The sequence below is a fragment of the uncultured Haliea sp. genome, from assembly GCF_963973825.1.
Taxonomy (GTDB): domain Bacteria; phylum Pseudomonadota; class Gammaproteobacteria; order Pseudomonadales; family Halieaceae; genus Haliea.
Genome location: NZ_CAXBAE010000011.1, coordinates 61,250 through 86,246, shown reverse-complemented (window position 1 = coordinate 86,246; position 24,997 = coordinate 61,250). Strand labels below are relative to the sequence as shown.

The window sequence follows — 24,997 nt, the reverse complement described above, 5'->3', positions numbered from 1 at the left end:
AGCATCGGCTGGCGCAGCATCGGCTGCCGCAGCATCGGCTGGCGGCTCATCCGCAACGCAGCCGGTCGCGTAGCTAACCACGGTATAGACATCAACCAGCGCCGGGTGCGCAGGGAGGCAAGCGGATGCCCGAGGGTCCTGAAATCCGCCGGGCTGCGGACGAGATAGCCGCGGTGCTGGAGGGTCGCAGCATAGAGACAGTGCGTTTCGGTCTGTCGCGCCTGCGCAGGGTAGAGCGGAGGTTGCGTGGCCATCGCGTGCGGGCGGTGGAAACCCGAGGCAAGGCCATGTTGCTGCACTTTGAGCACGGCCTGACGGTGTACTCGCACAATCAGCTGTACGGCGTCTGGCGCGTGGTGCAGGGGCACCAGCTGCCCGAAAGTACGCGCTCACTGCGTTTGCTGCTGCAGACCGCGACCCACTCCGCCCTCCTCTACAGCGCCTCGGACATCAGCGTGTGGCCCGTGGAGGAACTGGGGCAGCACCCCTTTCTGGCGCGCCTGGGCCCCGACATCATGTCCACCGGGCTGGCCTGGCGAACCATTGCGGACCGGCTGCAGAGCCCGCAGTTTGCGCGTCGCAACCTGGCCAGTCTGTATCTGGACCAGGGTTTTGTTGCGGGCATCGGCAACTACCTGCGCAGCGAGATCCTGCACGCTGCGCGCCTCCACCCCCTGCGCCGGGCCGCCAGCCTGAGTGTCGGAGAACGCGGTCGACTGGCGCGGGCAACCCTGGATGTCAGCCTGCGCAGCTACCGCACTGCCGGCGTCACCCTGGCGCCGTCCCTGGCGCGCGCGCTGCAGGGCACGGCGTTGCCCTGGGAGCAGCGCCGTTTCGCGGTGTTTGGGCGCGACGGGTTGCCCTGCTATCGGTGTGCCGCGGCGATTGTGCGCAGTGAGTTGAACAGCCGGCGGCTGTACGCCTGCCCCGCCTGCCAGCCAGCCTGACGGGGCCCGGCCGCGTCAGCGCGCGTTGCGCAGGCGCTGCTGGCGTCGCCAGTCCCAGGGGGGCGTGGGGTCGGTCGCCGCCCAGAGGCCGCGACGCGCGGAACGCGCCTCTCGCTCGGCGGCCTCCAGAGCGTGCTCCTGGCGCGCGTAATACTGATACCACCAGGCGTGGCCCTGTTCGACCAGCGCCAGGTTGACGTTGCGGTCATCGGCGTACACGGTGCCGACCTTGCGTCCGTAGTCGTCCTCCTCGATCACTACCACGCCGAGGCGCTTGCCCGAGACCATGGCTGCCAGCGCCTCCCGCGAGCGATCCCCATGGGGCTGGTCGCTTTCCGGCGCATCAATGCCGAAGAAGCGGATCTTGTGCTGCGTGTTGCTGGCGTCGAGCAGGGACAGCGTGTCGCCATCGGCGATGCGTACCACGCGGCCTGTCAGGTCGAAGTGCTCGGGGGACTGCCCCTCGCGCGCCGCGCCCGCGGTTTCCAGCGATTCCACCGCCTGGCCGAGGCCGGTGTTGCGCTCCCCGGCGAGTTTGTCCAGTGCCTGCCGGTGCCAGTTCACCTCGCCGTCGGTGGCGAGTTGATACAGGCTGAGGCCCAGCAGCACCAGGGCGACCCGAACCAGATTGCGGGCGGAGAGGGCGGGAAAGCGTTTCATAAGCGAGGTGTTGTCCAGGTCAGTGCCCACTATACCGCAGGCAGGGCAGCGGGGGCACGGGCCCCGCGGCGCGTCCGTTCACGGCTTCAGTGGGCTCGGCGTGATGCTGATGGTCTCCCCCTGGCCGCTCACCATCACCTCGCCGTCGCTGATGGTGCACTGCAGCTGCAGACCGGGACGGGCCATCTGCGCGAGGTTGCGCAGGCTGCTGTCGGGAACCTGCCAGATGCTGAGGTGCTTGAAGCGCTCCAGGGCAGCGGCGTTTTTCTGCCACCAGACCGGCACGGCGCGGTCGCCGTACATGTACAGCACCACCCGCTGCCCCCGGGCGCAGGCCTTGCGCAGGCGGTCCGGATCGGGGGCGCCCAGCTCTACCCAGAGCTCGATGGTCCCGGTCAGGTCTTTCTGCCACAGGTCCGGTTCGTCGTCGGTGCTGATGCCGCGGCCGAAGGTGAGCTGGTCGCCGGCATGCAGGGCGAAAGCCAGCACCCGCAACATCATGCGCTCATCGGTTTCCGATGGGTGGCGCGCCAGGGTGAGTGGAAAATCGCCGTAGACCTGCCTGTCGAGGTCGGCAACGTTCAGGTCCATCTTGAAGATCGTGGATTTCAGGGCCATGTGGGGGCGGTACTCGTGGTGTGGGTGGGCACTATAGCCCAGCCCTGCAGTGCAGGCACGCGGCGGCTCAAGCGCGCAGGCGTGGCAGCAGCGCCGGCGTGCGCGCCCTGTAGGCCTGCCACTGCGGGTCCTGTCCCCAGCGTCGCTCCGCTTTGCGCTCCAGAAGGGGGATGCCACTGACCCGGGTGAGCAGCACGAATACGAACACCGGAGAGATCAGCGTGGCCCATTGCCAGCCCTGCAGCGCCGGCAGGGCCATCAGAGCGATGCCCAGCCAGAGGACGATCTCGCCGAAGTAGTTGGGGTGGCGGGAGCGTGCCCACAGGCCGCTATCGATAAAGCGTTCAGCGCCGTGAGTGCGACGGAAGCGGCGTTTCTGACTGTCGGCAACCACCTCTATGGCAAAACCAAGCACCCATAGCGTGAGGCCCAGCATCCCGGGCAGGCCCAGTTCCGCCATGCGACCGCTGGTGATGGCGGCCAGCGCGCAGCCCGCAGTAATGACCACCCAGAGGCCCTGGAGCGTCCAGGTGAACAGGAAACGGCTGGCGTAGGGTTTGATCTGGTCGAAACGCGAGTCCTTGCCATCGGCGCGGATACGCAGGAACAGGAAGCTCCCCAGACGCAGGGCCCAGAGGCTGATACAGGCAGCCAGCAGCAGGCTCGAGGCGCTCTGCCCCGGTGTCAGGGCAACCGCCAGCCAGATCACGGAGAGATAGGTCAGCGCCCCTGTGAGGTCGTAGAAGGTTTCCGTCTGCAGCCGCCAGGCGGGTACGAAGGCCAGCCACTGCAGCGCAAAAGCGAGCCCCGCACACAGGGCGAAGACCGGCCATCCCAGCCAGCTGGCGCCTGTGTGACTGCCGGCGAACGTGATGCCCAGGCCCAGAAGGAAGACAACGCCGAAACGGGTCAGTGTTTGTAGCATGAGGACGGCTCCCATTCCCGGGTGATTGGCGGGCGTACCTGCACGTCCCGTTTTGCCGTCAAGGTTAGCACAGGGTCAAGGTCGCGGGGTTCGGGGCGGCGTGTAGAGCCAGTCGAATCAATGCCTGGGTGCACACAGCGACAGGGCGTGCTCACCGGTGATGGGGAAAGACTTTGCCGGCAGGCGGCTTCATGCCGATAATGGCGGAAAACCCGTCGAAGAGGAATGCTCATGACAAACGCTGTCGCTACGCCTGCTCCGGAAGAACGGTTTGCCCGCAACGTGGTGTGGATCACCGGTGCGTCCAGTGGCATTGGCGCGGCACTGGCGGTCGAACTGGCCAGTGCGGGTGCAAGGCTGGTGTTATCAGCGCGCCGCGAGGACCGGCTGCAGGCGGTGCGCGAGGAGTGCATTGCGGCTGGCGCTGCCGCTGATGATGTGCTGGTGCAGCCACTGGATGTCGCCGACACCGAGTCCATGCCGGCGGTCGTCGAGACGGTGCTGGGTCGCTACGGGCAGGTCGACCTGCTGATCAACAATGCCGGGATTTCCCAGCGCTCTGCCTGCCTGAACACGGAGCTGAGCGTGTATCGCCGGCTGTTCGAGGTCGATGTACTGGGGCAGATTGCGCTGACCAAGCTGGTGCTGCCCAGTATGGTCGCCCGTGGGCAGGGGCATGTCGCGGTCACCGCCAGCGTGGCCGGCAAGGTCGGGGCGCCGCTGCGCACCGGGTACTGTGCGGCGAAACACGCCGTGATGGGCTTTTTCGACGCGCTGCGCACCGAAGTCGCGCACCTGGGTGTGCAGGTCACCACGATCGTGCCGGGTTACATTCGCACCGATATTGCGCGGCAGGCCCTCACCGGCAGTGGAGCCGCCGCGGGTGATATCGAGGACGATGTCGACAACGGCATGGACGTCGTCGAGTGTGCCCGGGTCATCGTGCAGGGTTTCTGCCGCGGCACAGAGGAAATCGAGGTGGGCAGTGGGCCCGAAATGGGCCTGCTGGAGATGAAACGCAAGGATCCGGTCGGCACCTTCAGGCTGTTGGAGCAGATGGCTGCGGAGGCATTGCAGCGCAGTCTCCCCTAGCGGGCAGGCGGCTGGCGCCGCGAGCCCATTGCTCCCCACTCACGCAGCGGCGGGAGTGCCGAGGATCTGGGCGACGAACTGCAGGTGCTCCGCAGCCTCGTGGCCAAGCGGCGTGAGAAACCCGCCATCCTCCTGGTCAATCAGGCCCTTGTCGTGCAGCCGCCGTGCGGCGGCGATCATCTGCGGGTTCGCGTTGCTGTGCACCTTGAGGCCGACCTGTGCGCTGCTCAGGTCAAATTTCAGCAGCAGTTCGATTTCTTCTATGTGCTCTCTGGGCAGGGCCATAACGGTTTCTCCTGAACGGTGCCGACAGCATAGCGGAAATAGGCGGCGGTTGCGCAAGCCCTTGCGGGGCGGGCAACTCACTCCATGCGCTGTGCAATCGGTACCGGCTCCAGGCGGACAATCGCAGACGGCTCCGCACTGCGGTCGTCCACGGCGAGGTAGATGTAGCCATCGGGGCCCACGCGCACATCGCGCAGGCGTCCGATATCCCGGGCCAGGGTCTCCTCATGGACGACTTTGCCGTCCTGCAATCCGAGCAGGGTCAGCTCCTGTCCCGACAGACCGCCGGCGAGCAGATAGCCGCGCCACTTCGGGAAGGCGTCACCTGCGTAGAGCGCGAGGCCCGATGTGCCAATGGAGGGCACCCAGACCTTTGCCGGCTGTTCCATGCCATCAGCGTGCGTGGTCGCGTGGATCGTCGTACCCTCGCCATAGTTCACGCCATAGCCAATCACCGGCCAACCGTAGTTGGCACCTTTTTGGATACGGTTCAGCTCGTCTCCGCCCTGTGGGCCGTGCTCGGTGATCCACAGCGTGCCGTCTGCGCCGTCAATAACCATGCCCTGGGCGTTGCGGTGGCCGTAGCTCCATATCTCCGGCAGTGCCTGCGGCCTGTCCAGGAAGGGGTTGTCTGCGGGCACACGGCCATCGTCGTGCAGGCGCACAATGACCCCGTGGTGGTCTGCAAGCTGCTGTGCCGGGTGCGCTGGCAGGTCGCCGGTCGGCGGAACCTGACGGTCACCCACGCTGATGAACAGGTAGCCCTGGTCGTCAAACGCGAGGCGGGATCCGTAGTGCCCGCGGCCGCGGGACTGCGCGACGAAAATCTCCTCCACCTCGCTGAGGGCACTGTCGGCGTAGCGACCGCGAGCCACCGCTGTGGTGGACTCCCCATCTGCCAGTGGTTTGGCGTAGGACAGGTACACCAGCCGGTTGCTGGCGAAGTCAGGGTGCAGTACCACGTCCAGCAGGCCGCCCTGACCCTTGTAGAACACCTCCGGTACGCCGCTGACCGGCTGCTCCAGCAGGCGTCCGTTGCGGACGATACGCAGCCGGCCCGGCTGTTCGGTGACCAGCATGTCGCCCCCGGGCAGGAACGCCATCGACCAGGGCCTCACCAGGCCGTCGACCACCGGCACGACACGGTAATCGTGGTACGTGGAATAGTGTACGTCCTGGGCGTGACTGCTGGCGCCGATGAAGCTCAGCAGCAGTGTGCAGGGGAGCAGTAGCCGGGCTACAGTGTTCATGGGATTGTCTCTCGCCGTTGGGTCGCTGCACAGTATAGCGACTTGTGTGCCGATTCTCGAAGCGCGGGGGCAGTCAGGCTGGATCTTGCTTCCTGTTCGGGCTGGTGTAAGTATCCGCGGAAACCTACTGGATGATGTGTGTCATGTTGTTGCGCAAAGTGGTCGTTGTGGTTTGCCTGTTGTTCTGTGTTTCGGCCCGGGCGGAAGAGCGTTTTGCCCAGTGCCTGTTGGCACTGCAGGATCAGGCGCGGGCGGCCGGGGTGGCGGTGGAGATTGTGAACACGGTCGTACCCGGCATGCAGCAGCAGGAACGGGTGCTGGAGCTGGATGGCAAGCAGCCCGAATTCGTGCAGACCTTTGCCCAGTATTTCAACACGCGGGTATCCGAGAGCCGTATCGAGCAGGGGCGGGCGCTGTATGCGCAGCACCGCGATTTCCTTGCGCAGCTGCAGCGGGATTACGGTGTGCCGGGGCACTACCTGGTGGCCTTCTGGGGCCTGGAGACCAATTTCGGCTCCTATCTCGGCCGCATGCCCACCCTGGACTCCCTGGCGACGCTGGCCTGCGACACCCGGCGCGCCGATTTCTTTGGCGGCGAGTTCGTTGCCGCGCTGCAGCTGCTGGAGCGCGAAGGCCTGAGTCCGGACGATATGCAGGGCTCCTGGGCGGGTGCGGTGGGGCACACCCAGTTCATGCCGTCGAACTACCTGCGCTATGCGGTTGACGGCGACGGTGATGGCCGCATCAACCTGTGGCGCAGCGAGCGGGATGCGCTGGCCTCGGGTGCGCGCTTCCTGCGCGACCTGGGCTGGGTGCCCGAGTTGCGCTGGGGGCGCGAGGTCCGTCTGCCGGCAGGCTTTCCCTATGAGCTTGCGCTGTCCGGCGAGGCACTGCCGCTGGCGGAATGGGCCCGGCTGGGTGTGCTGCGCAATGACGGCGGCGCGCTGCCGGTAGCGGATCTGCAGGCATCGCTTTTGGTACCCGCCGGCGCGCCCGGCCCGGCCTTTCTGGTGTACGACAATTTTGCCGTGATCATGCGCTGGAATCGCTCTGAGTCCTACGCGCTTTCCGTGGGCCACCTTGCGGACCGCATCGCCGGCGCCGGGCCCCTGCGGCAGGCACCACCGGCCGATCAGCAGCCGCTGGCGCGTGCCGATGTGCTGGCCCTGCAGCAGCAGCTGAACCTGCTGGGCCATGACGCGGGGGAGGAAGACGGACTGTTCGGGTCGGGCACGCGCGCCGCACTGAGCCGCTTCCAGCGCAGCGTCGGGGCGGTGGCTGACGGCTACCCGGGCAGCGAGATTCTGCAGCGCCTGCAGCGGGCGGCATTGGCGGAGGGGGCTGACGCGGGCAACTAGCTCTCCGAAGCTGCCCGCAGCATGTCGTCGTGCTCGGCCATGTTCCAGGGCAGGCTGGCCGGCGAAATGTGCAGGAAATGCAGGTGCTTTTCCAACTGGTCGAGAATATCGGTAATGATGTCGTGCTGGTCAAAGCCGTAGACATCGTAGGACTGTCCGCCGCGGCGCAGGAACACTTCTGCGCGACAGTAGTGTGCGCTGTCCGCACTGTTGTGCGCCATCTCCGGAAACGCGTAGTGGGGCAGACTGTGCTCCAGCAGGCGTATCTCGTAGATAAAGTCCACGGCCTCGTCCTTGGTCACTTCCAGCCACAGACGTGCCGGCGCCTCGTCCTCGTGCAGGGTGGCATGCCAGCCCTGCTTGTCCAGTTCGCGCTGTACCCGCCACATGGCCTTGCGCACCGTGGTGCTGATGAAGGTCTCCACTTCACCCCGATCCGGGAAGGTGACCAGCCCCGCGAGGCGGCGGCGCCACAGTCCGCGACCGTTGCCCCCTGACAGGCGGCTCGTTACGCCGGTAGTCAGGCTGGTGTGGTGATGGCCCTCAATCACCAGCGCGCGCCACATGCCGATGGCCGCCGCGATCATGATCAGGGAAAACGGCAGGGCACTGGCGATGGTCATGGTCTGCAGCGCGCCCAGGCCGCCGGCAAGCAGCAGGGTCGCGGCCACGGCCCCTTCGCTACTGGCCCAGAACACGCGCTGCCATATCGGTGTGATGGCGGCGCCCCCCGATGCCAGGGAGTCGATGACCAATGAGCCGGAGTCCGAGGAGGTGACGAAGAAGGTCACGATGAGTATGACCGTCAGGAAGGAGACCAGGGAGGAAAATGGCAGCACTTCAAACAGCTTGAACAGGGCCACGGCGTGGTCGGCCTGCACCTGGTCGATGAGGGTGTGGTAGCCCTCGTTCATGATCAGGTGCAGCGCGGTGTCACCGAAGATGGAAAACCACATGAACGTGAACAGTGTGGGCACGAACATCACGCCGACGACGAACTGGCGTATGGTCCGTCCGCGACTGATCTTGGCGATGAACAGGCCCACGAAGGGGGCCCAGGCGATGGTCCAGCCAAAGATGAACAGGGTCCAGTTGCCGATCCAGTCGCTGCGTGTGTAGGCCTGCAGGTTGAAGGTGCGTTCCACGATATGGTTCAGGTAACTGCCCGTGTTCTGCAGAAAACTTTCGAGGATGTGCACGGTGGGGCCCACGCTGAACACAAACAGCATCAGTGCCACCGCCAGCACCATGTTGAGGATGGACAGCCGCTTCACACCCTTGTCCATACCCGCCACCACGGAGAAAATCGCCAGGGCGGTGATGGCGACAATGGCGATGATCTGCACGGTCACGCTCACCGGCACCTGCGGCCAGAGGTAGTTGATACCGGCATTGATCTGCGCCACGGAAAGTCCCAGCGTGGTGGCTATCCCGAACATGGTGCCGAGTATGGCGAAGACATCGACCGCGTGCCCGATGGGCCCATAAATGCGGTTGCCGATCAGGGGATACAGTGCGGAGCGGATCGACAGCGGCAGACCGTGGCGAAAGGCGAAGTAGGCCAGCACCAGCCCCACCAGCCCGTAGATTGCCCAGATGTGGAAGCCCCAGTGGAAAAAGGCGATTTGCATGGCCTGCCGGGCCGCATTCACGGTCTCCGGCGCACCCGCCGGGGGCGCTGAATAGTGCAGCACGGGCTCCGCGACGCCAAAAAACAGCAGGGCGATGCCATAGCCGGCCGAGAACAGCATGGCAAACCAGGCCGGGAAGCTGTACTGCGGGTCCGCGTGGTCCGGCCCCAGCTTGATGTTGCCCCAGTTGCTGAACGCCACCACGACAATGAACACGAGGAAGAACGCCACCGACAGCATGTAGAACCAGCCGAAGGTGCTGGTGATCCAGGCCAGGGATGAACTGAACAGCTGGCCGGCGAGATCGGGGCTGCTGATGGTGCCGATGACGAGCAGGACAATGACCACCACCGCCGGGATAAACACCGGTAACAGCACGGTGGAGGAGGGTGTTCCGGCAGTGTGCGCCTCGTTCATGCAAAGGTCCTCAGCCCGCACGCAGGGGCGGTTCATTTCACGGCTGCGCCGGGCAGGGTAACAGACGGGGCCGCACAGGTGTACCGCGCAACGGTGGGGTGCCGCAGCCTATTCTGTTACTGTTCAGGCTGCTGCCCGCTGCCTGTTTGCGTAGCGGGGCAGATTCCCTTGACCCTGGAGACCCCGATGACCGCCCTCGACAACCGACAATTCCGCCTGAAAGCACGTCCCGCTGGCCGCATAGAGCGTGCGCACTTCGATTTTCTCACCGAGCCCGCGCCCGAGCCCGGGCCGGGGCAGGCGCTGGTGCGGGTGCAGTACCTCAGCCTCGACCCGACCAACAGGATCTGGATGAGCGATATGGACCAGTACATGCCGCCGGTTGCCATCGGCGACGTGATGCGCGGCGGCGGCATCGGCGTGGTGGTGAAGTCGGCGTCGGAGCGCTATCAGGTGGGTGACCACGTCATGGGCCTGACCGGCTGGCAGGACTACTGCCTGGCCGACGAGGGCGAGAATGCCATGGCCGTGTTGCCCGCCAATCTGCCGATTCCGCTCTCGGCGATGCTCGGTGCCTGCGGCATGACCGGGCTCACAGCCTATTTCGGTCTGCTGGATATTGGTCGCCCACAGGTTGGGGAGACGGTGCTGGTCTCCGCTGCCGCCGGCGCCGTGGGTTCCGTGGTGGGACAGATTGCCAGGATTCGTGGCTGTCGGGTGGTGGGCATCGCCGGCGGCCCGGAAAAGTGTCGCTTCCTGCTCGACGAGTTGGGCTTTGATGCTGCGGTGGATTATAAGGCGAGCGATTGGCGTGAGCAGCTCGCGGCGGCGACACCGGACGGTATTGATGTCAATTTCGAGAATGTCGGCGGCGAGATTATGGAAGCGGTCATGGCGCGTATGAACCTCTTCGGGCGCATGCCCCTCTGCGGCATGATCTCGGGCTACAACAGCGGTGAACCCATGCGCGCCGATTTTTCCTCCATCCTGATGCGCCGTATCAAGGTGCGGGGCTTCATCGTCTCCGACTTCATGGAGCGCTTCCCCGCGGCCACACAGGAGCTGGCTACCTGGTATCTGGAGGGGCAGCTGAAGTATCGGGAGACCGTGATCGATGGCCTCGAGCAGGCGCCCGAGGCGGTGAATCTGCTGTTCGACGGCGGCAACATGGGCAAACTGGTGGTGCGCGTCAGCGACGACTGACGCAGCCCACACCCAGCGCCGCTTTCAGGCGGGGAATCTCTGTCGGCTCCAGCAGGGGATCGCCGGTGCGCTGGCGCCACTGCAGCAGCGCTGCCTGCAGATTGGCCAGGCGCTGTGCCTGCTGTGGCCGGTTGGCCAGATTGTTGGTCTCGAACGGGTCTACAAGCAGGTCATAGAGCTCGAACTCCGGCGGGTGAAACAGGTTGCGGTAGGTGGCGTTCCAGCCTGGTGCGGGGCGTACGGTAGGGCTCAGGCGCGTGTTGCCGATGTAGCTCAGCGGGTTGCGGCAGGCGCTGTCGAGGTTGTGGATCAGCTTGAAGCGGGCCGTGCGCACAGCGCGGCGCGGGTAGAAGTGCTCGGGTGCGTGGGCGTTGTATTCGGTGAACAGCAGGCCGCGCCACTGGGCTGGCGTGCTGCCACCGAGCAGCGGGCGCAGTGAGCGACCCTCTGTCCGCGGTGGTGTAATGCGAGCCGCCTCCAGTAGCGTGGGCATAAGGTCCACGGTCGATACCAGTGCTTCACTGCGCAGGCCAGCGCGGCTGGCACCGGGCCAATGGATGATCAGCGGGACGCTCACACCGGCTTCGTAGGTGGTGGTTTTCGCACGGCTGAAAGGCGCGCCGTGGTCGCTGACAAGCACCACGACAGTGCGCTCCAGCACGCCGGCCCGCGCCAGCTCCTGCAGCAACAGGCCCACCCCGGTGTCCAGACGGCTGATGCCGTTGTAATAGGAGGCCACTTCGCTGCGTATCAGTGGGCTGTCGATACCGAGGAACGGTAATGGTGTAACGTCCTCGGCGGTATAAGGCGACGCCGGCAGTCCCAGGAACTGGTCGGACTCGCTGCTGTAAGGGCGGTGCGGGTCGAAGTAATTGACGTACAGGAAGAACGGCCGGTTTCCACGCTGGCGCAGGAAGTCCCTGGCCACGCTGGCAACGCGCCGCACGTCGCGGCTCTCCATTGCGCCGTTCTCGGCATTCCAGCGACGATCAAAAGGGAATGCATCCGGCGGATCAATATGCAGTTTGCCGATAATGCCGTTGAAGTAACCCGCGGTGCGCAGCAGCCCCGGCAGGGTGGCAAGGCCCCTGCGCAGGCCGAACTCCGGGTGTTGTCCCGCTAGGCCAATCTGTCCGTGCTGGTGGGGGTACAGCCCGGTCAGCATGGAAGCCCGCGAAGAACTGCAGGAGGCCTGGGTCACCCAGGCGCGCTCAAAGAGCACACCACGGGCGGCAAGTGCATCGAGATGGGGTGTCTGTGCCAGCGGGTCGCCGTAGGCGCCCAGCGACTTGCCGAGGTCGTCCGCCGTGATCAGCACAATGTTCATGCGCTGCGCCTGTGCGGGCGCGAAGTTCTGCTCCGCCAGCGCGGGCACCGCGGAGGCAGGCGCCGCCGCCCCCAGCCAGAGCAGCAGGGCGGGAAGCCACGAAAGGCGGCGCATAGGGTGTGGTCTCCGGTTCAGTCGCAGCGACGTTCAGCGGGTGGTGTGTCCAGCAAGGACTGCAGGAGCACGGGACGGTCGGTCATTATAGCATCCACCCCCAGCGCCATCATCTGCAACATGTCCTCACAGGCGTTGATGGTCCAGACCTGGACGGCGAGATTGGCCGCGTGGGCATCGGCCACAAAGTCTTCGTTGACCACCTGCAGGAAGAAGCCCTCGGGGAGCTGGCCTTCGCCGGTAATCTGGCTGGTATCCGGCGGCACCTGGAACGACACGTGTTCCGGCACCGGCGGAATGGTGCCGGGCCCCTGTGCCCCCAGCACCAGGCCGGTACCCTGGCCCAGCGGCACCGACGTGGGTATGCAGGGTGCCGCACGCTTGAAGGCGTTGGCGGCCTCGTCAACAAACGACGCCGCAATAATGTCGCGGGTTCGCCCGTAGCGCAGCAGCAGGGTCGCAATCTGCTGTTCGTAGTCGCCCACCCCGTCCAGATCCGGCTTCAATTCAACGTTCAACAGCTTGCCGGCGAAGCGCTGCAGGGCTTCCTCCAGCGTGGGAATGCGAAAGTCCTCGCGGCTGTAGCCCGGCGGTGGCGGGCGGTCACCGGTGGCGATGCCACGGAACACGTAGTCGGCTTCCGGGCGGTCACGGGGTGTCCCGGCGCCGGGTACGAACCAGTAGGCGGCGTCCAGCTCGCGCAGTTCAGCAAGGGTGAGGTCGACAACGCGACCCTCCCCGTTGGTGGTGCGGTCCACCGTCAGGTCATGGAGTATCACCAGTTCGTTATCGAGCGTCTGGTAGACGTCCATCTCCAGCACGTCGGCGCCGACCTCAGCGACTTCCGCATAGGCATACAGCGTGTTTTCGGGGAAATCGATCACCCCGCCGCGGTGGGCGTAGTTCAGTGGATCGGCGCCGAAAACGCGCCACGGGTTGGGCTCCTTGGCCGCGGAGGTCTGGCACAGGGCATCGTCGTTGGCGATGGTCCCCAGCGCCGTGTCCCCGGTCGGTTCGGCGTTGCCGTCAACGCTGTAGACCAGGCGCAGCGTTTTGGCCGGTTCGTCCAGCGCGTTGCCAAACACCTCCACCGCAATATCGGCGCTCAGTGAGCCGGCGGCAATCGTGACGTCGCCCTCGGTGGGCAGGAAATCGATGTCCGGGCGGGCGCTGTCGCCCTCGGTGCGGAAGATGACGCGCACCGGGGCGGGCTGCGGCTCGGTCAGGGTTGCACGGAAACGCAGTGTGGACATCTCGCCCGGGGCACCTTCGGGAACAGCCGTGGGCGCTATGCTCAGCGATGAGGGCGCCACAGGGTCCGGCGGCGGCTGGTCGCTGCCGTCGGAACAGCCGGCGAGCAGGGCAATGGCAATGGGGAACAGCAGGTTTCGGTGTGCATTCACGGTATCGGGTTCCTCTGCAAGATGCGCACAACGCTACGCAATTTCCATGACGGTGGCCAGCGCACGGGCTCAGCGGATGGCCACCGGGTTGATGACGGCCTGCACTGCACCCACGAAGCGCGGTTGGCCCAGCACGAAGAGGAATTCCTGCACCCCGTCAGCGACCAGTGCACGCGTATCCATGTTTTCCAGTACATACACGCCCTGGCGCGCCAGCAGTTCCTGGTGTGCGGGGAACAGCTCATCCGCCTTGTCGCCGGGCAGGGCGTCCAGTCCCCAGGTGTCCGCACCCACAGCCACCACGCCCAACTCGCCGAGATAGCGCGCACCGTCCTCCCCCAGCCCCGGTTCGCCGGCCATGAAACGCTCGGGATCGGTTTCAGACAGCGACAGCCAACCGGTATGGAAGAGCACCACATCGCCCTGTTCCAGGCGCACATTCTGTGCGCTGGCCGCGGCCTTGATCTCCGCGCTGTTGAACACCGTGCCCGCTTCCAGCATCGGCTTGCCAAAATGCGCCGCCATGTCCAGCAGCACCCCCCGGCTGACGATGGGCGGTAGGGTCTCGATACCGAAAGTGGTCAGCCCCGTTACCGTCACGAACTCACTGGCGTGCTTGCCGTTGTAGTAGCGGTGCTTGATGCCCAGGTGGCCGAGGCCGTCAATCTGGCTGCCAATGCCCATCCAGGTCTGCAGCAGGTCATCGTTGGAGGTGATGCCGTTTGCCGCCAGGGGGGCACCCAGGCCATCGTCCAGTTGCAGCACGGTCATCGCATAGCGGCGCGGCCCATAGGCTGGAGAGTCCGGCCCTGTGGGTACACCCAGCGCATAGGTTTTGCCGGTGGTGACCAGACGCGCCGCCTGCACCACTTTGTCCGGCGAGAGAAAATTGATCGCGCCCAGGGTGTCGTCTGCGCCGTGGCGCGAAGGGTACCAGTCGTCAGCCATGGCCGGTACGGCGAGTGCCAGTGCTGCCAGAACAGCCCGCAGGCTGGTAGCGTGTAGAGTCATCATGCCGAGGTTCCTCAGTCTTGTTATGTTTTCGGCCTGTAGTCGCCAGCCGCTCTGGGATAGCATACGGCGCTGGACACCGTCGACCAAGAGGATTCATCCGCCATGAAAATCATTGTGCCGCTGTTGGCCCTGTTGCTGGCCGCCTGCCAGGCCGGCGCGGGTCCTACCACGGTGGCAGGTTCCTGTGACCTGAAAGAGAACCTGCTGGCTAACCCCGGTTTTGTCGCCGACGAGGCGAGCGGCTCCCTGCGCCCCTGGTCGGGTTCCCAGCACGCGGGTGAGCGCTCCTTCACCACCGAGGTGAACGACGGCGTGCTGACTATCGAAAAGATCGCGACCCAGCCCTGGTTCAAGTTCAGCCAGGCGCCCCGTGCGCGCGCGCTGCGCGGCGAGCAGTTGCTGTTTCAGGCAGAGTTCAAGCTGGCACTGGACACCGATGAGGTGATTCATGGCTTCAAGCGCGGCGGTGGAGCGCAGATCCTGATCTGGGGTGACCCCGACCCGGTCATGGGCGGGGACCGCCTCATGCTGGACAGCACGCTGGAGCACGAGCCACACCTGGGGCAGACGGACTGGTTTACCGTGCGCATCCCTGTGAGTGTGCCGGCAACCGCGACCCGCATGAACGTGGGCTTCGTGCACCAGGCCAATGGTGTGATGCAGGTACGCAACCCCGGCCTATATCGTTGCGCGCAGTGATCAGGCTGCGCCTGTTCCAGGCACTGGCTGCGTTTCTCCCCGGCGTCGTGGTCTCAGCCGTGGTGCCGGCGCAACCCGTCGACATGCCGGTGAGCTTCGCCGACGTCCTGTCCGCGGGTGCCGCGCCGCACAGCGCGCAATATACCTACGGTCCGGCGGCCAGCCAGTATGTCCGCTTCTGGCGTGCGCCGCCTGCCAGCGAGCCGGCGCCGCTTGTTGTACTCGTACACGGCGGCTGCTGGCTGGAGGCCTATGACGTGGCACACATTGCCCCACTGGCCTCGGCACTTGCGGCCGAGGGGTTTGCGGTCTGGGCGCCAGAGTATCGCCGTGTCGGGGAGGCGGGGGGTGGCTGGCCCGGAAGCGGGGAAGACCTGCTGGCTGCGCTGCGGGCGTTGCAGACGCAGGCGCCGACAGGCGCGGATCTGCAACAGGTGCTGCTGGTCGGTCATTCTGCGGGCGGGCAGCTGGCCCTCTGGGCCGCCGCAGCGCTGCAGCGGGCGCCGCTGAACGGGCTTCGTATGCGCGGCGTGCTTGGGCTGGCTGCCATCACTGACCTCGACGCCTACGCCCTGGGCAGCAACAGTTGCCAGCGCGCGACCGCTCCGTTTCTTGGTGGGCTGCCGCAGGAGGTGCCGGCGCAGTATGCGGCGGCCTCGCCACATCGGCTGGCACTGCCACCGGCAGCGATGCTCCTGCACGGTGATGCCGACCCCATCGTGCCGCTCGCACAGATGCACGCGATACCGCAGGCCGCTGCGCGCATCATTGCGGGCGCCGGTCATTTTGACCTCGTGCATCCGGGGACAGCGGCGTTTCCGGCCGTTGTCCAGGCTCTGCACACGCTGCTGGAACAGCCATGAGAGATCCCGCCGCGCTCGATGCGCAGGATGCGCTTGGCTACCTGCGCGAGCGCTTCCTGTTGCCCGACAGCACGGTCTACCTGGACGGCAACTCCCTGGGTGTGCTGCCCGCGGCCGTGCCCGCCCGGCTTGAACAGCTGCTTCGCGAGGAGTGGGGTTGCGACCTGATCAGCAGTTGGAATCGCCACGACTGGATCGGCATGCCGATCCGTGTCGGGGAAAAAATCGCTGCGCTGGTCGGAGCCGGCCCCGGTCAGGTCCTGTGTTGCGACAGTATTTCGCTGAACCTGTTCAAGCTGCTCACCACCGCCCTGCAGTTGCGACCCGGCCGTTCGGTGATCCTCAGCCAGCGGGATAACTTCCCCACCGATCTTTACCTTGCCGAAGGTATTAGCGACCTGCTGGGTGACGCGCGCTGCACCCTGCGCAGCGTGCCACTGGAACAGCTGGCGGGCGCCATGAACAGCGAGGTGGCCGTACTGATGCTCACCCAGGTGAACTTCCGCGACGGCAGCCTGCACGATGTACAGGCGCTGACCCGCGCGGCGCATGCGCAGGGCATTCTTGTGCTCTGGGATCTGGCCCACAGCGCAGGTGTGTTGCCGATCCAGCTGGATGCCTGGGAGGTCGACATGGCGGTGGGCTGCGGTTACAAGTTCCTCAACGGCGGGCCGGGCGCCCCCGCGTTCGTCTATCTCGCCGAACGTCACCAGAATCAGGTATCGCAGCCGCTGTCCGGCTGGTTGGGTCATGCCCAGCCATTTGCGTTCGAGCCGGACTATCGTCCCGCCCCCGGTATTCGCCGCTACCTCGCTGGCACGCCGGGCATCCTCGGTATGGCTGCCCTGGATACCGCCCTCGACTGCTTCGAGGGGGTGTCCATGGCGGCGTTGCGGGCCAAGTCGCTGGCACTGTCCACGTACTTTATTGAGGGTATTGGGGAGGACCTTGCCGCCGGCGAGCTGCGCCTGCTGACCCCGCGCGAGGGTGCTCGCCGTGGCAGCCATGTCGCGCTGGCGCATCCCCATGCCTGGGGTGTATCGCAGGCACTGATCGAAGCCGGGGTGATTGTCGATTTTCGCGAGCCGGATGTGGTGCGCTTCGGCTTTGCGCCGCTGTACAACAGTTTTGCCGATGTGGCCTGCGCGATTCAGCGGCTGCGGCACATTCTGGCCAGCGAGCAGTACCGCGATGCCCGCTTCCGGCAGCGGCCACAGGTGACCTGAATACCCGGAATGCCGTGGGCCTGTTATTCTGGTGCCAACGCTGCTGCTGGAGATTTCCATGTCCCGTCTGTCACTCTATCCCGCCCTGTCGGTCGTGTTGGCCCTGCTCTCGCCACTCACCCTGGCGGCAGAGCCCCGGGAGCAGTTGCATGCACTGTTTGCGGACTACTGGGCGCAGGCCACACAGGAACAGGTGTTTTTTCGTACGGATCCGGATGCCTTTCGTCCGGCGGGAAAGCTGCCCGACCTGAGTCCCGAGGGTCGCGAGCGACGCCGACAGTTCAACGAATCGATGTTGCAACGCCTGGCCACAATCGACACCCGCAGCCTCGACGGCCAGGATGCCATCAGCGCCCGCCTGTTCCGCTACGAGCGCGAGACGGAACGCAACAGCTATCGCTTCCAGGATCATCTGTTTCCGATTACCAGCCTGTTTGGCTACCACAGTTATTTCGCCAACGCGCCAGCGAACATGCCCTTCGCGACGCTTGCGGACTACGAGCAGTATCTGGTCAGCCTGGCGGATTTCCCGCGCTACAACCGTGAGCAGATCGCCGCGCTGCAGGCGGGGGTGGACAGCGGATTCACACAACACTGCGGCGCGCTGGGCGGCGTGGAGGACAGTATTGCGCAGCTGCTGGTGGCGGACCCGCGAGACAGCAGCCTGTATGCCCCGTTTGTCGCCCTGCCGGACGCTGTGCCGGAGAGCGAGCGCGCGCGTCTTCGCCAGCGCGGAGAAACGCTGATTGCCGATTCCGTGCTGCCTGCCTACCGCGACCTGTTGGCTTTCTACCGTGCTACCTACCTGCCCAACTGCCGCGTGGGCGTCGGTATTGCCTCGATACCGGGAGGCGATGCCTACTACGACTACCTGCTCAATTACTTCACCACCACTGACCTGAGTGCGCGGGAAATCCATGAAATCGGTCTGCGTGAGACTGCGCGCATTCGTGCGGAAATGGCCGGGATTATCGAGCGCAGCGGCTTTCAGGGCAGCTTCCGGGCCTTTCTCGACCAGCTGCGCGCCGCCCCCGAGTCCTATGCAGGGTCAGCGCAGGAGCTGATGGAGAAAACCGCCCTGATCGCCAAGCGGGCCGACGGCATGATGCCGCGCTTCTTTGGCCATCTGGCGCGTAACACCTATGAAATCCGCAATGCGCCGGGCCGCGGTGCCTACTATGTCAGCGGCCCCGCGGACGGGCGCACCGCCGGCGTCTACTTCATTGACGCCGGCAGTTTCCAGTCGCAGCCACTCTACGCGCTGGAGGCGCTGACCCTGCATGAGGCCGTGCCTGGCCATCATCACCAGTCAGCACTGGCGCTGGAGCTCGACCTGCCGGCATTCCGGCAGCCCCTGTATCACGCCGCGTTCGGCGAGGGCTGGGGTCTGTATGCGGAGAGCCTCGGCAGGGAAATGGGCTTCTATACCGAGCCGGCCAGTGATTTCGGGCGCCTGACCTACGAGATCTGGCGCGCCAACCGGCTGGTCATAGACACAGGGTTACACGCCTTTGGTTGGAGCCGCCAACAGGCTATTGACTACCTGCTGGAGAACTCGGCACTGACCGAGGCGGAGGTGGTTTCGGAAGTAGACCGTTACATTACCTGGCCCGGGCAGGCCACGGCCTACAAGGTGGGCGAGTTGCGCATTCAGGCGCTGCGGCACCGGGCGCAGGACGCGCTGGGCAGTCGCTTCGACCTGCGTGCCTTCCACGACGTGGTGGTGGGCAATGGTTCGCTGGCCATCGCGATTCTGGAAGACGTCGTGGCGGACTGGATCGAAACGCAGCGCGCCGCGCAGTAAAGGCCGCGCGGGGGCTCAGGCGGCGTTGTGGTAAACGTTCTGTACGTCGTCCAGGTAGTTGAGCATATCCAGCAGGCGCTCCATGACCTGTGCGTCCTCGCCTTCCAGGGTCACCGATGTCTGGGGCACGAACTGCACCTCGTCGACGTCGAATTCCAGCCCGCTGAAAGCATCCAGTAGCGCTTGGCGCGCCTTGAAATGTTCGGTGTGGGGGACGAACGCACTGATCCGACCGTCCTCACATTCGATGTCGGTGACGTCCACGTCAGCCTCCATCAGGGCCTCGAGGGCCGCTTCTTCATCGTCGCCGGGAAAGACCAGGATCGCGCTGTGGTCGAACAGGTGGCTCACGCTGCCCGGCGTGCCCAGTTTGCACTTGGTTTTGGTGAAGCAGTGGCGCACATCGCCAAAGGTGCGGTTCGGATTGTCGGTCAGGCACTCGACGATCACCATGGTGCCGCCGGGTCCGAAACCTTCGTAGCGCGCCACCGCAAAGTCCTCCCCGCCGCCGCCGCTGGCCTTGTCGATCGCTTTCTCGATAACGTGGGCGGGCACCTGGTCCTTGCGCGCGCGCTCGAGCAGGCTGCGCAGTGCCAGGTTAGCATCGGGGTCGGTGCCGCCGGCCTTGCCGGTCACATAGATTTCCCGCGCGTACTTGCTGTACACGCGGGCCTTGGCGTCCGATGTTTTGGCGATGGAGTCTTTGCGGTTCTGGTAGGCGCGGCCCATGTGCTGGTCCCGATAGTCACAAAGCCGGGCATTATAGGGCCTGCCCCGGGGGGCTTGACAAGCGTCCACGGGGCGGGCTTGCGGAAACAGCCGGTTACGGCTAGTTGGGAGCCTGATAGACTACGGCGACAGAGAGGGCGAACACGGCAGGGAGAACCTGATGAAGCATCCACTGACAGCCGCGTTGCAGGGCATGGCCTGTCTGCTGCTTGTGGCTTTGCAGCAACCGGCACTCGCGCTGGAGAACGCTGTCACCACACCACTCAAGGTGCTGGTGCGCAGTGAGGACGCCAAATTTATCGGCAGCAAGGTCGGTGGGCTGCAGGTGCAGGTGCGCGACCTGGCGAGCGGCAGGATTCTGGCTCATGGGCCGCTGCAGGGCGGCACCGGAGACACGGCGGCGCTGATGCAGGAACCACAGCTGCGCGGCCGCTCTGCCACCGTGGGCGCACCGGCAAGCTTTGACGCCGAACTGGCGCTGGAGCAGCCCACGCGGGTGGAAATCTCGGTCACCGGCCCACTGGGTGTCGAGCAAAGTGTGCAGGAAACAGCGCTCAGCCTGTGGTTACTGCCTGGGGAAGACCGGGCGCAGCGGCCGGTGATTCTGCACATGTCGGGCCTGATTGTGGACCTCGTGGACTATCGGGTGAGCGCGGCCGGGCTGGCCGTGACCACGCAGGTGACCATGCTCTGCGGCTGCCCGCTGGACCGCGACGGCCTCTGGCCGGTGAGCGATTTTGCCGTCGAGCTGCAGGTGCTGCAGGACGGTGAGCGCGTGGCCCAGCAGACGCTGGAATTTACCGGTGTTGAAAACGAATTCTCCGGCGCGGTCCAGCTCCCGGGCAGCGGCGACTTCATCCTGCAGGTCACAGCCTCCCAGCACAGTACCGGCAACGCCGGCGTCTTTCAGCAACCGCTGCGGGTGTCACCCGCGGCGCAGCAATGACAGGAGCAACAGGGTATGAGTGAGTCAAAAGCCTACGTGCCGCCACAGGTCTGGACCTGGGAGCCGGGTAATGGCGGGCGTTTTGCCAACATCAACCGGCCGATTGCCGGCGCCACGCACGACAAGGCATTACCGCGCGGCGAACACCCGCTGCAGCTCTATTCCCTGGCCACGCCCAACGGCATCAAGGTGACGGTGTTGCTGGAAGAGCTGCTGGCACTGGGTCACTCGGGCGCCGAATACGATGCCTGGCTGATCAACATTCTCGAAGGCGAACAGTTCGGCTCTGGCTTTGTCGACGTCAATCCAAATTCCAAGATTCCTGCCCTGCTCGATTGCAGCAACAATCCGCCGACACGGGTGTTCGAATCCGGTGCGATCCTGTTGTACCTGGCGGAAAAGTTTGGCGCGTTTCTGCCGCAGGCGGCGGGTCAGCGCGCTGAGTGCCTGTCGTGGCTGTTCTGGCAGATGGGCAGCGTGCCCTACCTCGGCGGCGGGTTCGGCCACTTTTACGCCTACGCGCCGGAAAAGCTCGAGTACCCCATTAATCGCTTTACCATGGAGGTCAAGCGCCAGCTCGATGTGCTGGATCGCAACCTGGCGGAGCGCCGCTTTCTCTGTGGTGACGACTACACCATAGCCGATATGGCGAACTGGCCCTGGTACGGAGGTCTGGTGCTGGAAACGTTGTACGACGCCCAGGAGTTCCTCGATGTGGGCTCCTATACCCACGTCAACCGTTGGGCCAAAGAGATCGCAGAGCGCCCCGCGGTGCAGCGTGGCCGACGTGTAAACCGTATCTGGGGGCCGGAAGAGGATCACCAGCCGGAGCGGCACTCGGCACAGGACCTGGACCGCTGACGTGTTGCGGTGTCCAGACATTGCAGGTTGCGGCCAGGGAGGTCAGTGCTGATGGCGGGTTCACTACAGGATCAATTGTTGCAGGCCGGTTTGGCAGATACCGCCAAGGCCAAGCGCCTGGCCAAGGACAAGCGCAAGCAGGCGAATGTGGCGCGTCGCGGCGGGCACGACCCGGCAGAGGAGACCCGCGAGGCGGCGCGGCAGGCGCTGGCGAACAAAGCGGAGCGCGACCGGGAACTGAATGAGGCGCGCAACGCCGAGGCGTCGCGCAAAGCCATCAACGCGCAGATCAGGCAACTGGTCGAGAGTCACAAGCTTCCGCGTGGCAAGGGTGACGTGGGCTTCAATTTTACCGACGGCACCAAGGTCAAGAAGCTGTATGTCACCAGCATGGATCAGAAACAGCTGGCGGCGGGAAACATCGCCATTGTGAAACAGGGCGACCAGTATGAAATGCTGCCGCGCCCCATCGCTGACAAGATTGCCGAGCGCGATGCCGCGCGGGTGATCATCTGCAGCGAGGCGGGGGCGACCGGGCTGAGCTCGGAGGAGCAGGACTGGTACAAGGACTACGAGATTCCCGACGACCTCATGTGGTAGTTCGCCGGGGCCCGATTCCGGCCCTCAGTCCGCGGGCACCGGGCGCGGGGGGAAGTCCGCCAGCAGCTCGGCGGCCACCTCGGAAGCGACGCGGTTCTTGTCGTTGATCGAAAGGTTTTCCTTGAGCCGCCCTTCGGCAATCCCCCGCCAGACTATCTTGCTGCTGCGTGCATCAATGATATCGAGTACCACTGTCCCTTCCTTGTAGGTTCTCACGCTGGGTCCGCTGCTATAGCCGAGGCTCACGGCTGAACCGTAGGTGCCAACCCCCACTCCGCCATGCATGCCCGCCGAAGGGTAGCGGCTGAAACTGTCAATCCGCATCTGCTGTTCTTTCGATATGTGGTAATTCACCCAGACATCGGCGCGCTCAGTGGTGCTTTCGCGTAACCCATGGGCTTTCAGTTCTCGGTCGACATAGGTGCGCACGCGCTTGTCCGAGCTGTTGTACTGGCGGTATTCGGCGAGCTCGGACCCGTGTATGTCGTCGTACCAGCGATAGCTGCGGAAACTGCTGAAATCGGCGTCATCCGCGTAATCGACAGTAAAAGAGGGCTGGTTGCTGCAACCGGCGAGCGCGAACAGCAGGGCGACAACGGCTGCGCCGGTCCACCGGGGGTAGGGTATTGGATGAGGCATGGCCGTGATGTCCTGCGTTGCGGAGAAACTGGCAGGCCATCATAGCCCTGCGGGGTCCGCAGTGCCATGCGATGCAACGGGCAGCGGAACGGCGCGGGGTCTGCTGTCGGGTCGATAGGCATAGCGCTGCACTTCCGGCTGGCGAAACGCGCGCAGCAATATCCGGTAGGCGTCCAGGTCCAGGGCGGGCGGGCTCGCGGCCGGTGCACGCCGGGGTAAATGCCGCAGGGACGGAAAAGTCCCGAGGTGGTGCCACTGGTGCACCAGGTGCCAGTCCGTGTGCGCGTTCCCCGGTGCGTCCTCCCGGAGCAGGATGGCGTGCTGCCAGGGCCAGGCCGCGAGTTGCGCGGGGGCCAGGGCTGCCAGCAGCCTCAGGTTGTGCTTCTTGGCGGGCTCCCGACCCACACAGGCGCCGAGACATTGCCCGAGCTGGTACGCGAAACAGGGGCCGCGGCCCCGGTCCAGCCCGAGCACACGCTGGCACAGGCCGCAGCGCCGCGCGAGGGTGATCAGGTAGTCCTCGGCTGCCCGGCGCTGGCGAAACAGGCCGTAGTGGCTGTCGTCTGGGGACAGATTGTCAGCCGCCAGCGCCGTCACCTCGGGTCGCAGAAAGCCCGAAGCCGCTGCGGCCAGGCGGGGTACATGCACGGTGACCGGGTGGCGAGCTCTGCGCTGACGCCGGTTGAACAGTGGCATGTCCCGCTTGATCTCGAGGTTCTCCAGAAGCTGGGCGCCAATGTCCCCCGCCGTTAACGTACAGTCGATGCGGCGGGTGCTGCGCATCAGGCGCTGGTGGCGGGCCGAGGACTCCGCCTCGCGAGCGTGCTCGCGCAGTCTGCGCGCGATGTGCAGGCTCTTGCCGATGTACAGGGGCGTGGGGCCGTCGCCATACAGGCGATAGACACCGGGGCTGTTCGGCGGCTGGTCGACCAACTGCCCGTTCACGAAATACTCAGGCGGGTGCATTGTCCCTTTCGCTGTTGATGGGTGCGCGTTACCGGCCAATCTGCCGGGATGGGCACCCCTCGGGAAATAATCGAGGCTTTTGCCAGAGAGCCCGACAATGATGGCAGACGGTGTGATGACTGAAAAAGCCTCACTTCACCTTAGAGGAAAATAGCAGGTCAGTACAAGCTGTGGCCCCGGAAAAACGGCGCGGGTATGGGAAGCGGAAAAGCGGCTGCATTACGCTTGCTAACGGGGAGTCGTCGGGCCTCAGCTGCCTTTGATGATAAACGGCACGTGGCCGCTCGCTTGCTTCTTTTCCCGCTTCGCGGTTTTCTTTTCTTTGGGCGTAAGGGCCGAGGCCTTCTTTGATTCTTTATTGCTGCGCTGATTTCTGGACATGCGGTGCACTCCCGGTCCGACATGGACTCTCGACTCACCATAGGCCTATTGGCCGCCGAAATCCGTTTTATTTCACATGGGAGGGACATAAAGAAATTGGTGGGCCCACCAGGACTTGAACCTGGGACCAATCGATTATGAGTCGACTGCTCTAACCAACTGAGCTATAGGCCCGATAATGCAGGTGGGGGATTATAGAGAAGAACCCACCGCAGTCACAGCCCCGTGTGGGGCTGATTGCGGCGGGCGGGTGCGCCTAGGGAGCAGCGATAATATTCACGGCATCGTAGAGGTTGGGTGAGCTGCAGTGCGCAACATCATCCATGGCGGCGTTGGCCTTGCCGATACCACCGCCGTTCATATACGCCTCAAAGGCCTTGCCGAGTGCGGCATAGGATGGCCATGCGGCTACGTGATAATAGTCGAACTCAACATCGCCGACGCCCAGGGAGGGCGCCAGGATCCAGCTCGCTCCGGGCGCTTCCATCTCCACCATCATGGCGCTGACACTGCTATGGCTGGCCATGGCGTCAGCCATGCCGCTGTCGTCGTCGAGGGAGCAGCGAGCGAACCAGACCACACCGTCGCCCGGCTCGCCGTCGGGTTCCAGAATGGTGTAGGACGCCATCAATGCGTGGCTGCAATCCAGTGCATCGGCATAGGCCTGTGACACTGCTCCCGACTCGTGCACCCATTTCTGCATCTGCGCGCCGAACTGTTCAGCGTTGTCATAGGCGCCGATGAAGCCCACCTCAAAGGGCATCTCCCCGGTGCGGAACTGCGGCGTGATCATCCACGCATTGTAGCCGCGGCTGTGTTTCGCTGCCTATTTCTTCAGGCCCTTGTTGGCGCTTTCAAGGTCGGCGAATCCCTTTCCTTCCTTGAAGGTGCAGGCATAGAGCTCGAGGGGTTGAGCTGTTGCGGTATCCTGGGCACTGGACGGTGCAGCGCTGGCCGCGGCCGCCGTGAACACCGCGATAGCGGCATAGGTTGCTGTTTTCATGACATTATTTCCTGTAATTGTTATGAGGGCTATGCC

26 protein-coding genes and 1 tRNA gene are annotated in these 24,997 nt (G+C 64.9%); 11 read left to right on the top strand and 16 right to left on the bottom strand.

The annotated features are described in order from the left end of the window. The first annotated feature begins 125 nt into the window (after nt 1-125). Complete coding sequence (gene nei, locus AACZ17_RS13200; RefSeq protein ID WP_290741912.1) at nt 126-947, top strand: endonuclease VIII; 822 nt, start codon at nt 126-128, stop codon at nt 945-947. A 15-nt stretch (nt 948-962) separates the two neighbouring features. On the opposite strand, the gene AACZ17_RS13195 is transcribed toward nei, so the two are convergent. The 3 genes from AACZ17_RS13195 to AACZ17_RS13185 all read right to left on the bottom strand — a co-directional run bounded on the left by AACZ17_RS13195 (nt 963) and on the right by AACZ17_RS13185 (nt 3,150). Then, nucleotides 963-1,607 carry a thermonuclease family protein gene (locus AACZ17_RS13195; protein WP_290741910.1) on the bottom strand — a complete coding sequence of 215 codons (645 nt, stop codon included), beginning with the start codon at nt 1,605-1,607 and terminating at the stop codon, nt 963-965. 78 nt (nt 1,608-1,685) lie between these two features. Then, nucleotides 1,686-2,225: a YaeQ family protein gene (locus AACZ17_RS13190; RefSeq protein WP_290741908.1), complete on the bottom strand. Its 540-nt coding sequence runs from the start codon at nt 2,223-2,225 to the stop codon at nt 1,686-1,688. 67 nt (nt 2,226-2,292) lie between these two features. Beyond that, entirely contained in the window at nt 2,293-3,150 is an 858-nt protein-coding gene (locus AACZ17_RS13185) for a DUF1295 domain-containing protein (protein ID WP_290741906.1), read from the bottom strand. A gap of 231 nt (nt 3,151-3,381) precedes the next feature. Here AACZ17_RS13185 and AACZ17_RS13180 point away from each other — a divergent pair, with 231 nt between their 5' ends. Beyond that, nucleotides 3,382-4,242 (top strand): SDR family oxidoreductase, encoded by an 861-nt coding sequence (locus AACZ17_RS13180; protein WP_290741904.1) that lies wholly within the window; start codon nt 3,382-3,384, stop codon nt 4,240-4,242. A gap of 39 nt (nt 4,243-4,281) precedes the next feature. Here the strand turns inward: AACZ17_RS13180 and AACZ17_RS13175 are convergent, their stop codons facing one another. After that, entirely contained in the window at nt 4,282-4,527 is a 246-nt protein-coding gene (locus AACZ17_RS13175; protein WP_290741902.1) for a TIGR02647 family protein, read from the bottom strand. A 77-nt stretch (nt 4,528-4,604) separates the two neighbouring features. Next, nucleotides 4,605-5,777, bottom strand: a complete 1,173-nt coding sequence (locus AACZ17_RS13170; RefSeq protein WP_290741900.1) for a PQQ-dependent sugar dehydrogenase — start codon at nt 5,775-5,777, stop codon at nt 4,605-4,607. Nucleotides 5,778-5,920: 143 nt separating this feature from the next. Here AACZ17_RS13170 and AACZ17_RS13165 point away from each other — a divergent pair, with 143 nt between their 5' ends. Continuing rightward, the gene (locus AACZ17_RS13165; protein WP_290741898.1) at nt 5,921-7,135 is read left to right on the top strand and encodes a lytic murein transglycosylase; all 1,215 of its coding nucleotides are present in this window, start codon (nt 5,921-5,923) and stop codon (nt 7,133-7,135) included. Here AACZ17_RS13165 and AACZ17_RS13160 read toward each other — a convergent pair. Further along, the gene (locus tag AACZ17_RS13160; protein WP_290741896.1) at nt 7,132-9,183 is read right to left on the bottom strand and encodes a BCCT family transporter; all 2,052 of its coding nucleotides are present in this window, start codon (nt 9,181-9,183) and stop codon (nt 7,132-7,134) included. The genes AACZ17_RS13165 and AACZ17_RS13160 overlap by 4 nt on opposite strands. 186 nt (nt 9,184-9,369) lie before the next feature. Here AACZ17_RS13160 and AACZ17_RS13155 point away from each other — a divergent pair, with 186 nt between their 5' ends. Next, nucleotides 9,370-10,386, top strand: coding sequence for an NADP-dependent oxidoreductase (locus AACZ17_RS13155; RefSeq protein ID WP_290741894.1), 1,017 nt, complete (start codon nt 9,370-9,372; stop codon nt 10,384-10,386). On the opposite strand, the gene AACZ17_RS13150 is transcribed toward AACZ17_RS13155, so the two are convergent. The 3 genes from AACZ17_RS13150 to AACZ17_RS13140 form a co-directional block, all read right to left on the bottom strand. Next, nucleotides 10,373-11,827, bottom strand: a complete 1,455-nt coding sequence (locus AACZ17_RS13150) for a sulfatase (RefSeq protein ID WP_290741892.1) — start codon at nt 11,825-11,827, stop codon at nt 10,373-10,375. The two genes, AACZ17_RS13155 and AACZ17_RS13150, sit on opposite strands and share 14 nt — an antisense overlap. A gap of 17 nt (nt 11,828-11,844) precedes the next feature. After that, nucleotides 11,845-13,230, bottom strand: a complete 1,386-nt coding sequence (locus tag AACZ17_RS13145) for a glycerophosphodiester phosphodiesterase (RefSeq protein ID WP_290741890.1) — start codon at nt 13,228-13,230, stop codon at nt 11,845-11,847. 69 nt (nt 13,231-13,299) lie between these two features. Next, nucleotides 13,300-14,244 (bottom strand): cyclase family protein, encoded by a 945-nt coding sequence (locus tag AACZ17_RS13140; protein ID WP_290741888.1) that lies wholly within the window; start codon nt 14,242-14,244, stop codon nt 13,300-13,302. Nucleotides 14,245-14,346: 102 nt separating this feature from the next. Here AACZ17_RS13140 and AACZ17_RS13135 point away from each other — a divergent pair, with 102 nt between their 5' ends. From AACZ17_RS13135 to AACZ17_RS13120, 4 genes are read left to right on the top strand one after another with little or no spacing between them, the layout of a single operon-like run. After that, nucleotides 14,347-14,943, top strand: coding sequence for a hypothetical protein (locus AACZ17_RS13135; RefSeq protein WP_290741886.1), 597 nt, complete (start codon nt 14,347-14,349; stop codon nt 14,941-14,943). Continuing rightward, a complete protein-coding gene (locus AACZ17_RS13130; protein ID WP_290742032.1) occupies nt 14,940-15,806 on the top strand; it encodes an alpha/beta hydrolase in 867 nt (288 codons plus the stop codon). The genes AACZ17_RS13135 and AACZ17_RS13130 overlap by 4 nt, the downstream gene beginning before the upstream one ends. Beyond that, nucleotides 15,803-17,032: a kynureninase gene (gene kynU / locus AACZ17_RS13125; RefSeq protein WP_290741883.1), complete on the top strand. Its 1,230-nt coding sequence runs from the start codon at nt 15,803-15,805 to the stop codon at nt 17,030-17,032. The genes AACZ17_RS13130 and kynU overlap by 4 nt, the downstream gene beginning before the upstream one ends. Before the next feature lie 58 nt (nt 17,033-17,090). Beyond that, nucleotides 17,091-18,836: a DUF885 domain-containing protein gene (locus AACZ17_RS13120; RefSeq protein ID WP_290741881.1), complete on the top strand. Its 1,746-nt coding sequence runs from the start codon at nt 17,091-17,093 to the stop codon at nt 18,834-18,836. A gap of 15 nt (nt 18,837-18,851) precedes the next feature. Here AACZ17_RS13120 and AACZ17_RS13115 read toward each other — a convergent pair whose 3' ends face one another. Next, nucleotides 18,852-19,565: a YebC/PmpR family DNA-binding transcriptional regulator gene (locus AACZ17_RS13115; RefSeq protein ID WP_290741879.1), complete on the bottom strand. Its 714-nt coding sequence runs from the start codon at nt 19,563-19,565 to the stop codon at nt 18,852-18,854. A gap of 160 nt (nt 19,566-19,725) precedes the next feature. On the opposite strand from AACZ17_RS13115, the gene AACZ17_RS13110 reads away from it, so the two are divergent. The 3 genes from AACZ17_RS13110 to AACZ17_RS13100 are packed head-to-tail and all read left to right on the top strand — an operon-like array spanning nt 19,726 to nt 21,972. Continuing rightward, on the top strand, nt 19,726-20,511 hold the full coding sequence (locus tag AACZ17_RS13110) for a hypothetical protein (RefSeq protein WP_290741877.1): 786 nt from the start codon (nt 19,726-19,728) through the stop codon (nt 20,509-20,511). Between the two features lie 15 nt (nt 20,512-20,526). Then, complete coding sequence (gene yghU, locus AACZ17_RS13105; RefSeq protein ID WP_290741875.1) at nt 20,527-21,372, top strand: glutathione-dependent disulfide-bond oxidoreductase; 846 nt, start codon at nt 20,527-20,529, stop codon at nt 21,370-21,372. Nucleotides 21,373-21,423: 51 nt separating this feature from the next. Further along, nucleotides 21,424-21,972, top strand: coding sequence for a DUF2058 domain-containing protein (locus AACZ17_RS13100; protein WP_290741873.1), 549 nt, complete (start codon nt 21,424-21,426; stop codon nt 21,970-21,972). Nucleotides 21,973-21,996: 24 nt separating this feature from the next. Here the strand turns inward: AACZ17_RS13100 and AACZ17_RS13095 are convergent, their stop codons facing one another. From AACZ17_RS13095 to AACZ17_RS13070, 6 genes are all read right to left on the bottom strand, one after another. Continuing rightward, the gene (locus AACZ17_RS13095) at nt 21,997-22,611 is read right to left on the bottom strand and encodes a DUF4136 domain-containing protein (protein ID WP_290741871.1); all 615 of its coding nucleotides are present in this window, start codon (nt 22,609-22,611) and stop codon (nt 21,997-21,999) included. Nucleotides 22,612-22,650: 39 nt separating this feature from the next. After that, on the bottom strand, nt 22,651-23,556 hold the full coding sequence (locus AACZ17_RS13090) for a nucleotide excision repair endonuclease (protein WP_290741869.1): 906 nt from the start codon (nt 23,554-23,556) through the stop codon (nt 22,651-22,653). Between the two features lie 270 nt (nt 23,557-23,826). After that, entirely contained in the window at nt 23,827-23,958 is a 132-nt protein-coding gene (locus tag AACZ17_RS13085; RefSeq protein WP_290741867.1) for a hypothetical protein, read from the bottom strand. 97 nt (nt 23,959-24,055) lie between these two features. Then, a tRNA-Ile gene (locus AACZ17_RS13080) sits at nt 24,056-24,132 on the bottom strand. 82 nt (nt 24,133-24,214) lie between these two features. Then, the gene (locus AACZ17_RS13075) at nt 24,215-24,751 is read right to left on the bottom strand and encodes a hypothetical protein (RefSeq protein WP_290741865.1); all 537 of its coding nucleotides are present in this window, start codon (nt 24,749-24,751) and stop codon (nt 24,215-24,217) included. 33 nt (nt 24,752-24,784) lie between these two features. Next, entirely contained in the window at nt 24,785-24,961 is a 177-nt protein-coding gene (locus AACZ17_RS13070; RefSeq protein WP_290741863.1) for a hypothetical protein, read from the bottom strand. Between the last annotated feature and the right edge of the window lie 36 nt (nt 24,962-24,997).

Bases quoted from the DNA above. Each gene is read 5' to 3' on its own strand.
- AACZ17_RS13110 (WP_290741877.1), top strand. From the start codon at position 19,726: ATGAAGCATCCACTGACAGCCGCGTTGCAGGGCATGGCCTGTCTGCTG.
- AACZ17_RS13190 (WP_290741908.1), bottom strand. From the start codon at position 2,225: ATGGCCCTGAAATCCACGATCTTCAAGATGGACCTGAACGTTGCCGAC.
- AACZ17_RS13185 (WP_290741906.1), bottom strand. From the start codon at position 3,150: ATGCTACAAACACTGACCCGTTTCGGCGTTGTCTTCCTTCTGGGCCTG.
- AACZ17_RS13115 (WP_290741879.1), bottom strand. From the start codon at position 19,565: ATGGGCCGCGCCTACCAGAACCGCAAAGACTCCATCGCCAAAACATCG.
- AACZ17_RS13140 (WP_290741888.1), bottom strand. From the start codon at position 14,244: ATGATGACTCTACACGCTACCAGCCTGCGGGCTGTTCTGGCAGCACTG.
- AACZ17_RS13165 (WP_290741898.1), top strand. From the start codon at position 5,921: ATGTTGTTGCGCAAAGTGGTCGTTGTGGTTTGCCTGTTGTTCTGTGTT.
- AACZ17_RS13100 (WP_290741873.1), top strand. From the start codon at position 21,424: ATGGCGGGTTCACTACAGGATCAATTGTTGCAGGCCGGTTTGGCAGAT.
- AACZ17_RS13095 (WP_290741871.1), bottom strand. From the start codon at position 22,611: ATGCCTCATCCAATACCCTACCCCCGGTGGACCGGCGCAGCCGTTGTC.
- nei (WP_290741912.1), top strand. From the start codon at position 126: ATGCCCGAGGGTCCTGAAATCCGCCGGGCTGCGGACGAGATAGCCGCG.
- AACZ17_RS13135 (WP_290741886.1), top strand. From the start codon at position 14,347: ATGAAAATCATTGTGCCGCTGTTGGCCCTGTTGCTGGCCGCCTGCCAG.
- AACZ17_RS13160 (WP_290741896.1), bottom strand. From the start codon at position 9,183: ATGAACGAGGCGCACACTGCCGGAACACCCTCCTCCACCGTGCTGTTA.
- AACZ17_RS13155 (WP_290741894.1), top strand. From the start codon at position 9,370: ATGACCGCCCTCGACAACCGACAATTCCGCCTGAAAGCACGTCCCGCT.
- AACZ17_RS13085 (WP_290741867.1), bottom strand. From the start codon at position 23,958: ATGTCCAGAAATCAGCGCAGCAATAAAGAATCAAAGAAGGCCTCGGCC.
- AACZ17_RS13180 (WP_290741904.1), top strand. From the start codon at position 3,382: ATGACAAACGCTGTCGCTACGCCTGCTCCGGAAGAACGGTTTGCCCGC.
- AACZ17_RS13150 (WP_290741892.1), bottom strand. From the start codon at position 11,827: ATGCGCCGCCTTTCGTGGCTTCCCGCCCTGCTGCTCTGGCTGGGGGCG.
- yghU (WP_290741875.1), top strand. From the start codon at position 20,527: ATGAGTGAGTCAAAAGCCTACGTGCCGCCACAGGTCTGGACCTGGGAG.
- AACZ17_RS13195 (WP_290741910.1), bottom strand. From the start codon at position 1,607: ATGAAACGCTTTCCCGCCCTCTCCGCCCGCAATCTGGTTCGGGTCGCC.
- AACZ17_RS13075 (WP_290741865.1), bottom strand. From the start codon at position 24,751: ATGATCACGCCGCAGTTCCGCACCGGGGAGATGCCCTTTGAGGTGGGC.
- AACZ17_RS13070 (WP_290741863.1), bottom strand. From the start codon at position 24,961: ATGAAAACAGCAACCTATGCCGCTATCGCGGTGTTCACGGCGGCCGCG.
- kynU (WP_290741883.1), top strand. From the start codon at position 15,803: ATGAGAGATCCCGCCGCGCTCGATGCGCAGGATGCGCTTGGCTACCTG.
- AACZ17_RS13175 (WP_290741902.1), bottom strand. From the start codon at position 4,527: ATGGCCCTGCCCAGAGAGCACATAGAAGAAATCGAACTGCTGCTGAAA.
- AACZ17_RS13120 (WP_290741881.1), top strand. From the start codon at position 17,091: ATGTCCCGTCTGTCACTCTATCCCGCCCTGTCGGTCGTGTTGGCCCTG.
- AACZ17_RS13170 (WP_290741900.1), bottom strand. From the start codon at position 5,777: ATGAACACTGTAGCCCGGCTACTGCTCCCCTGCACACTGCTGCTGAGC.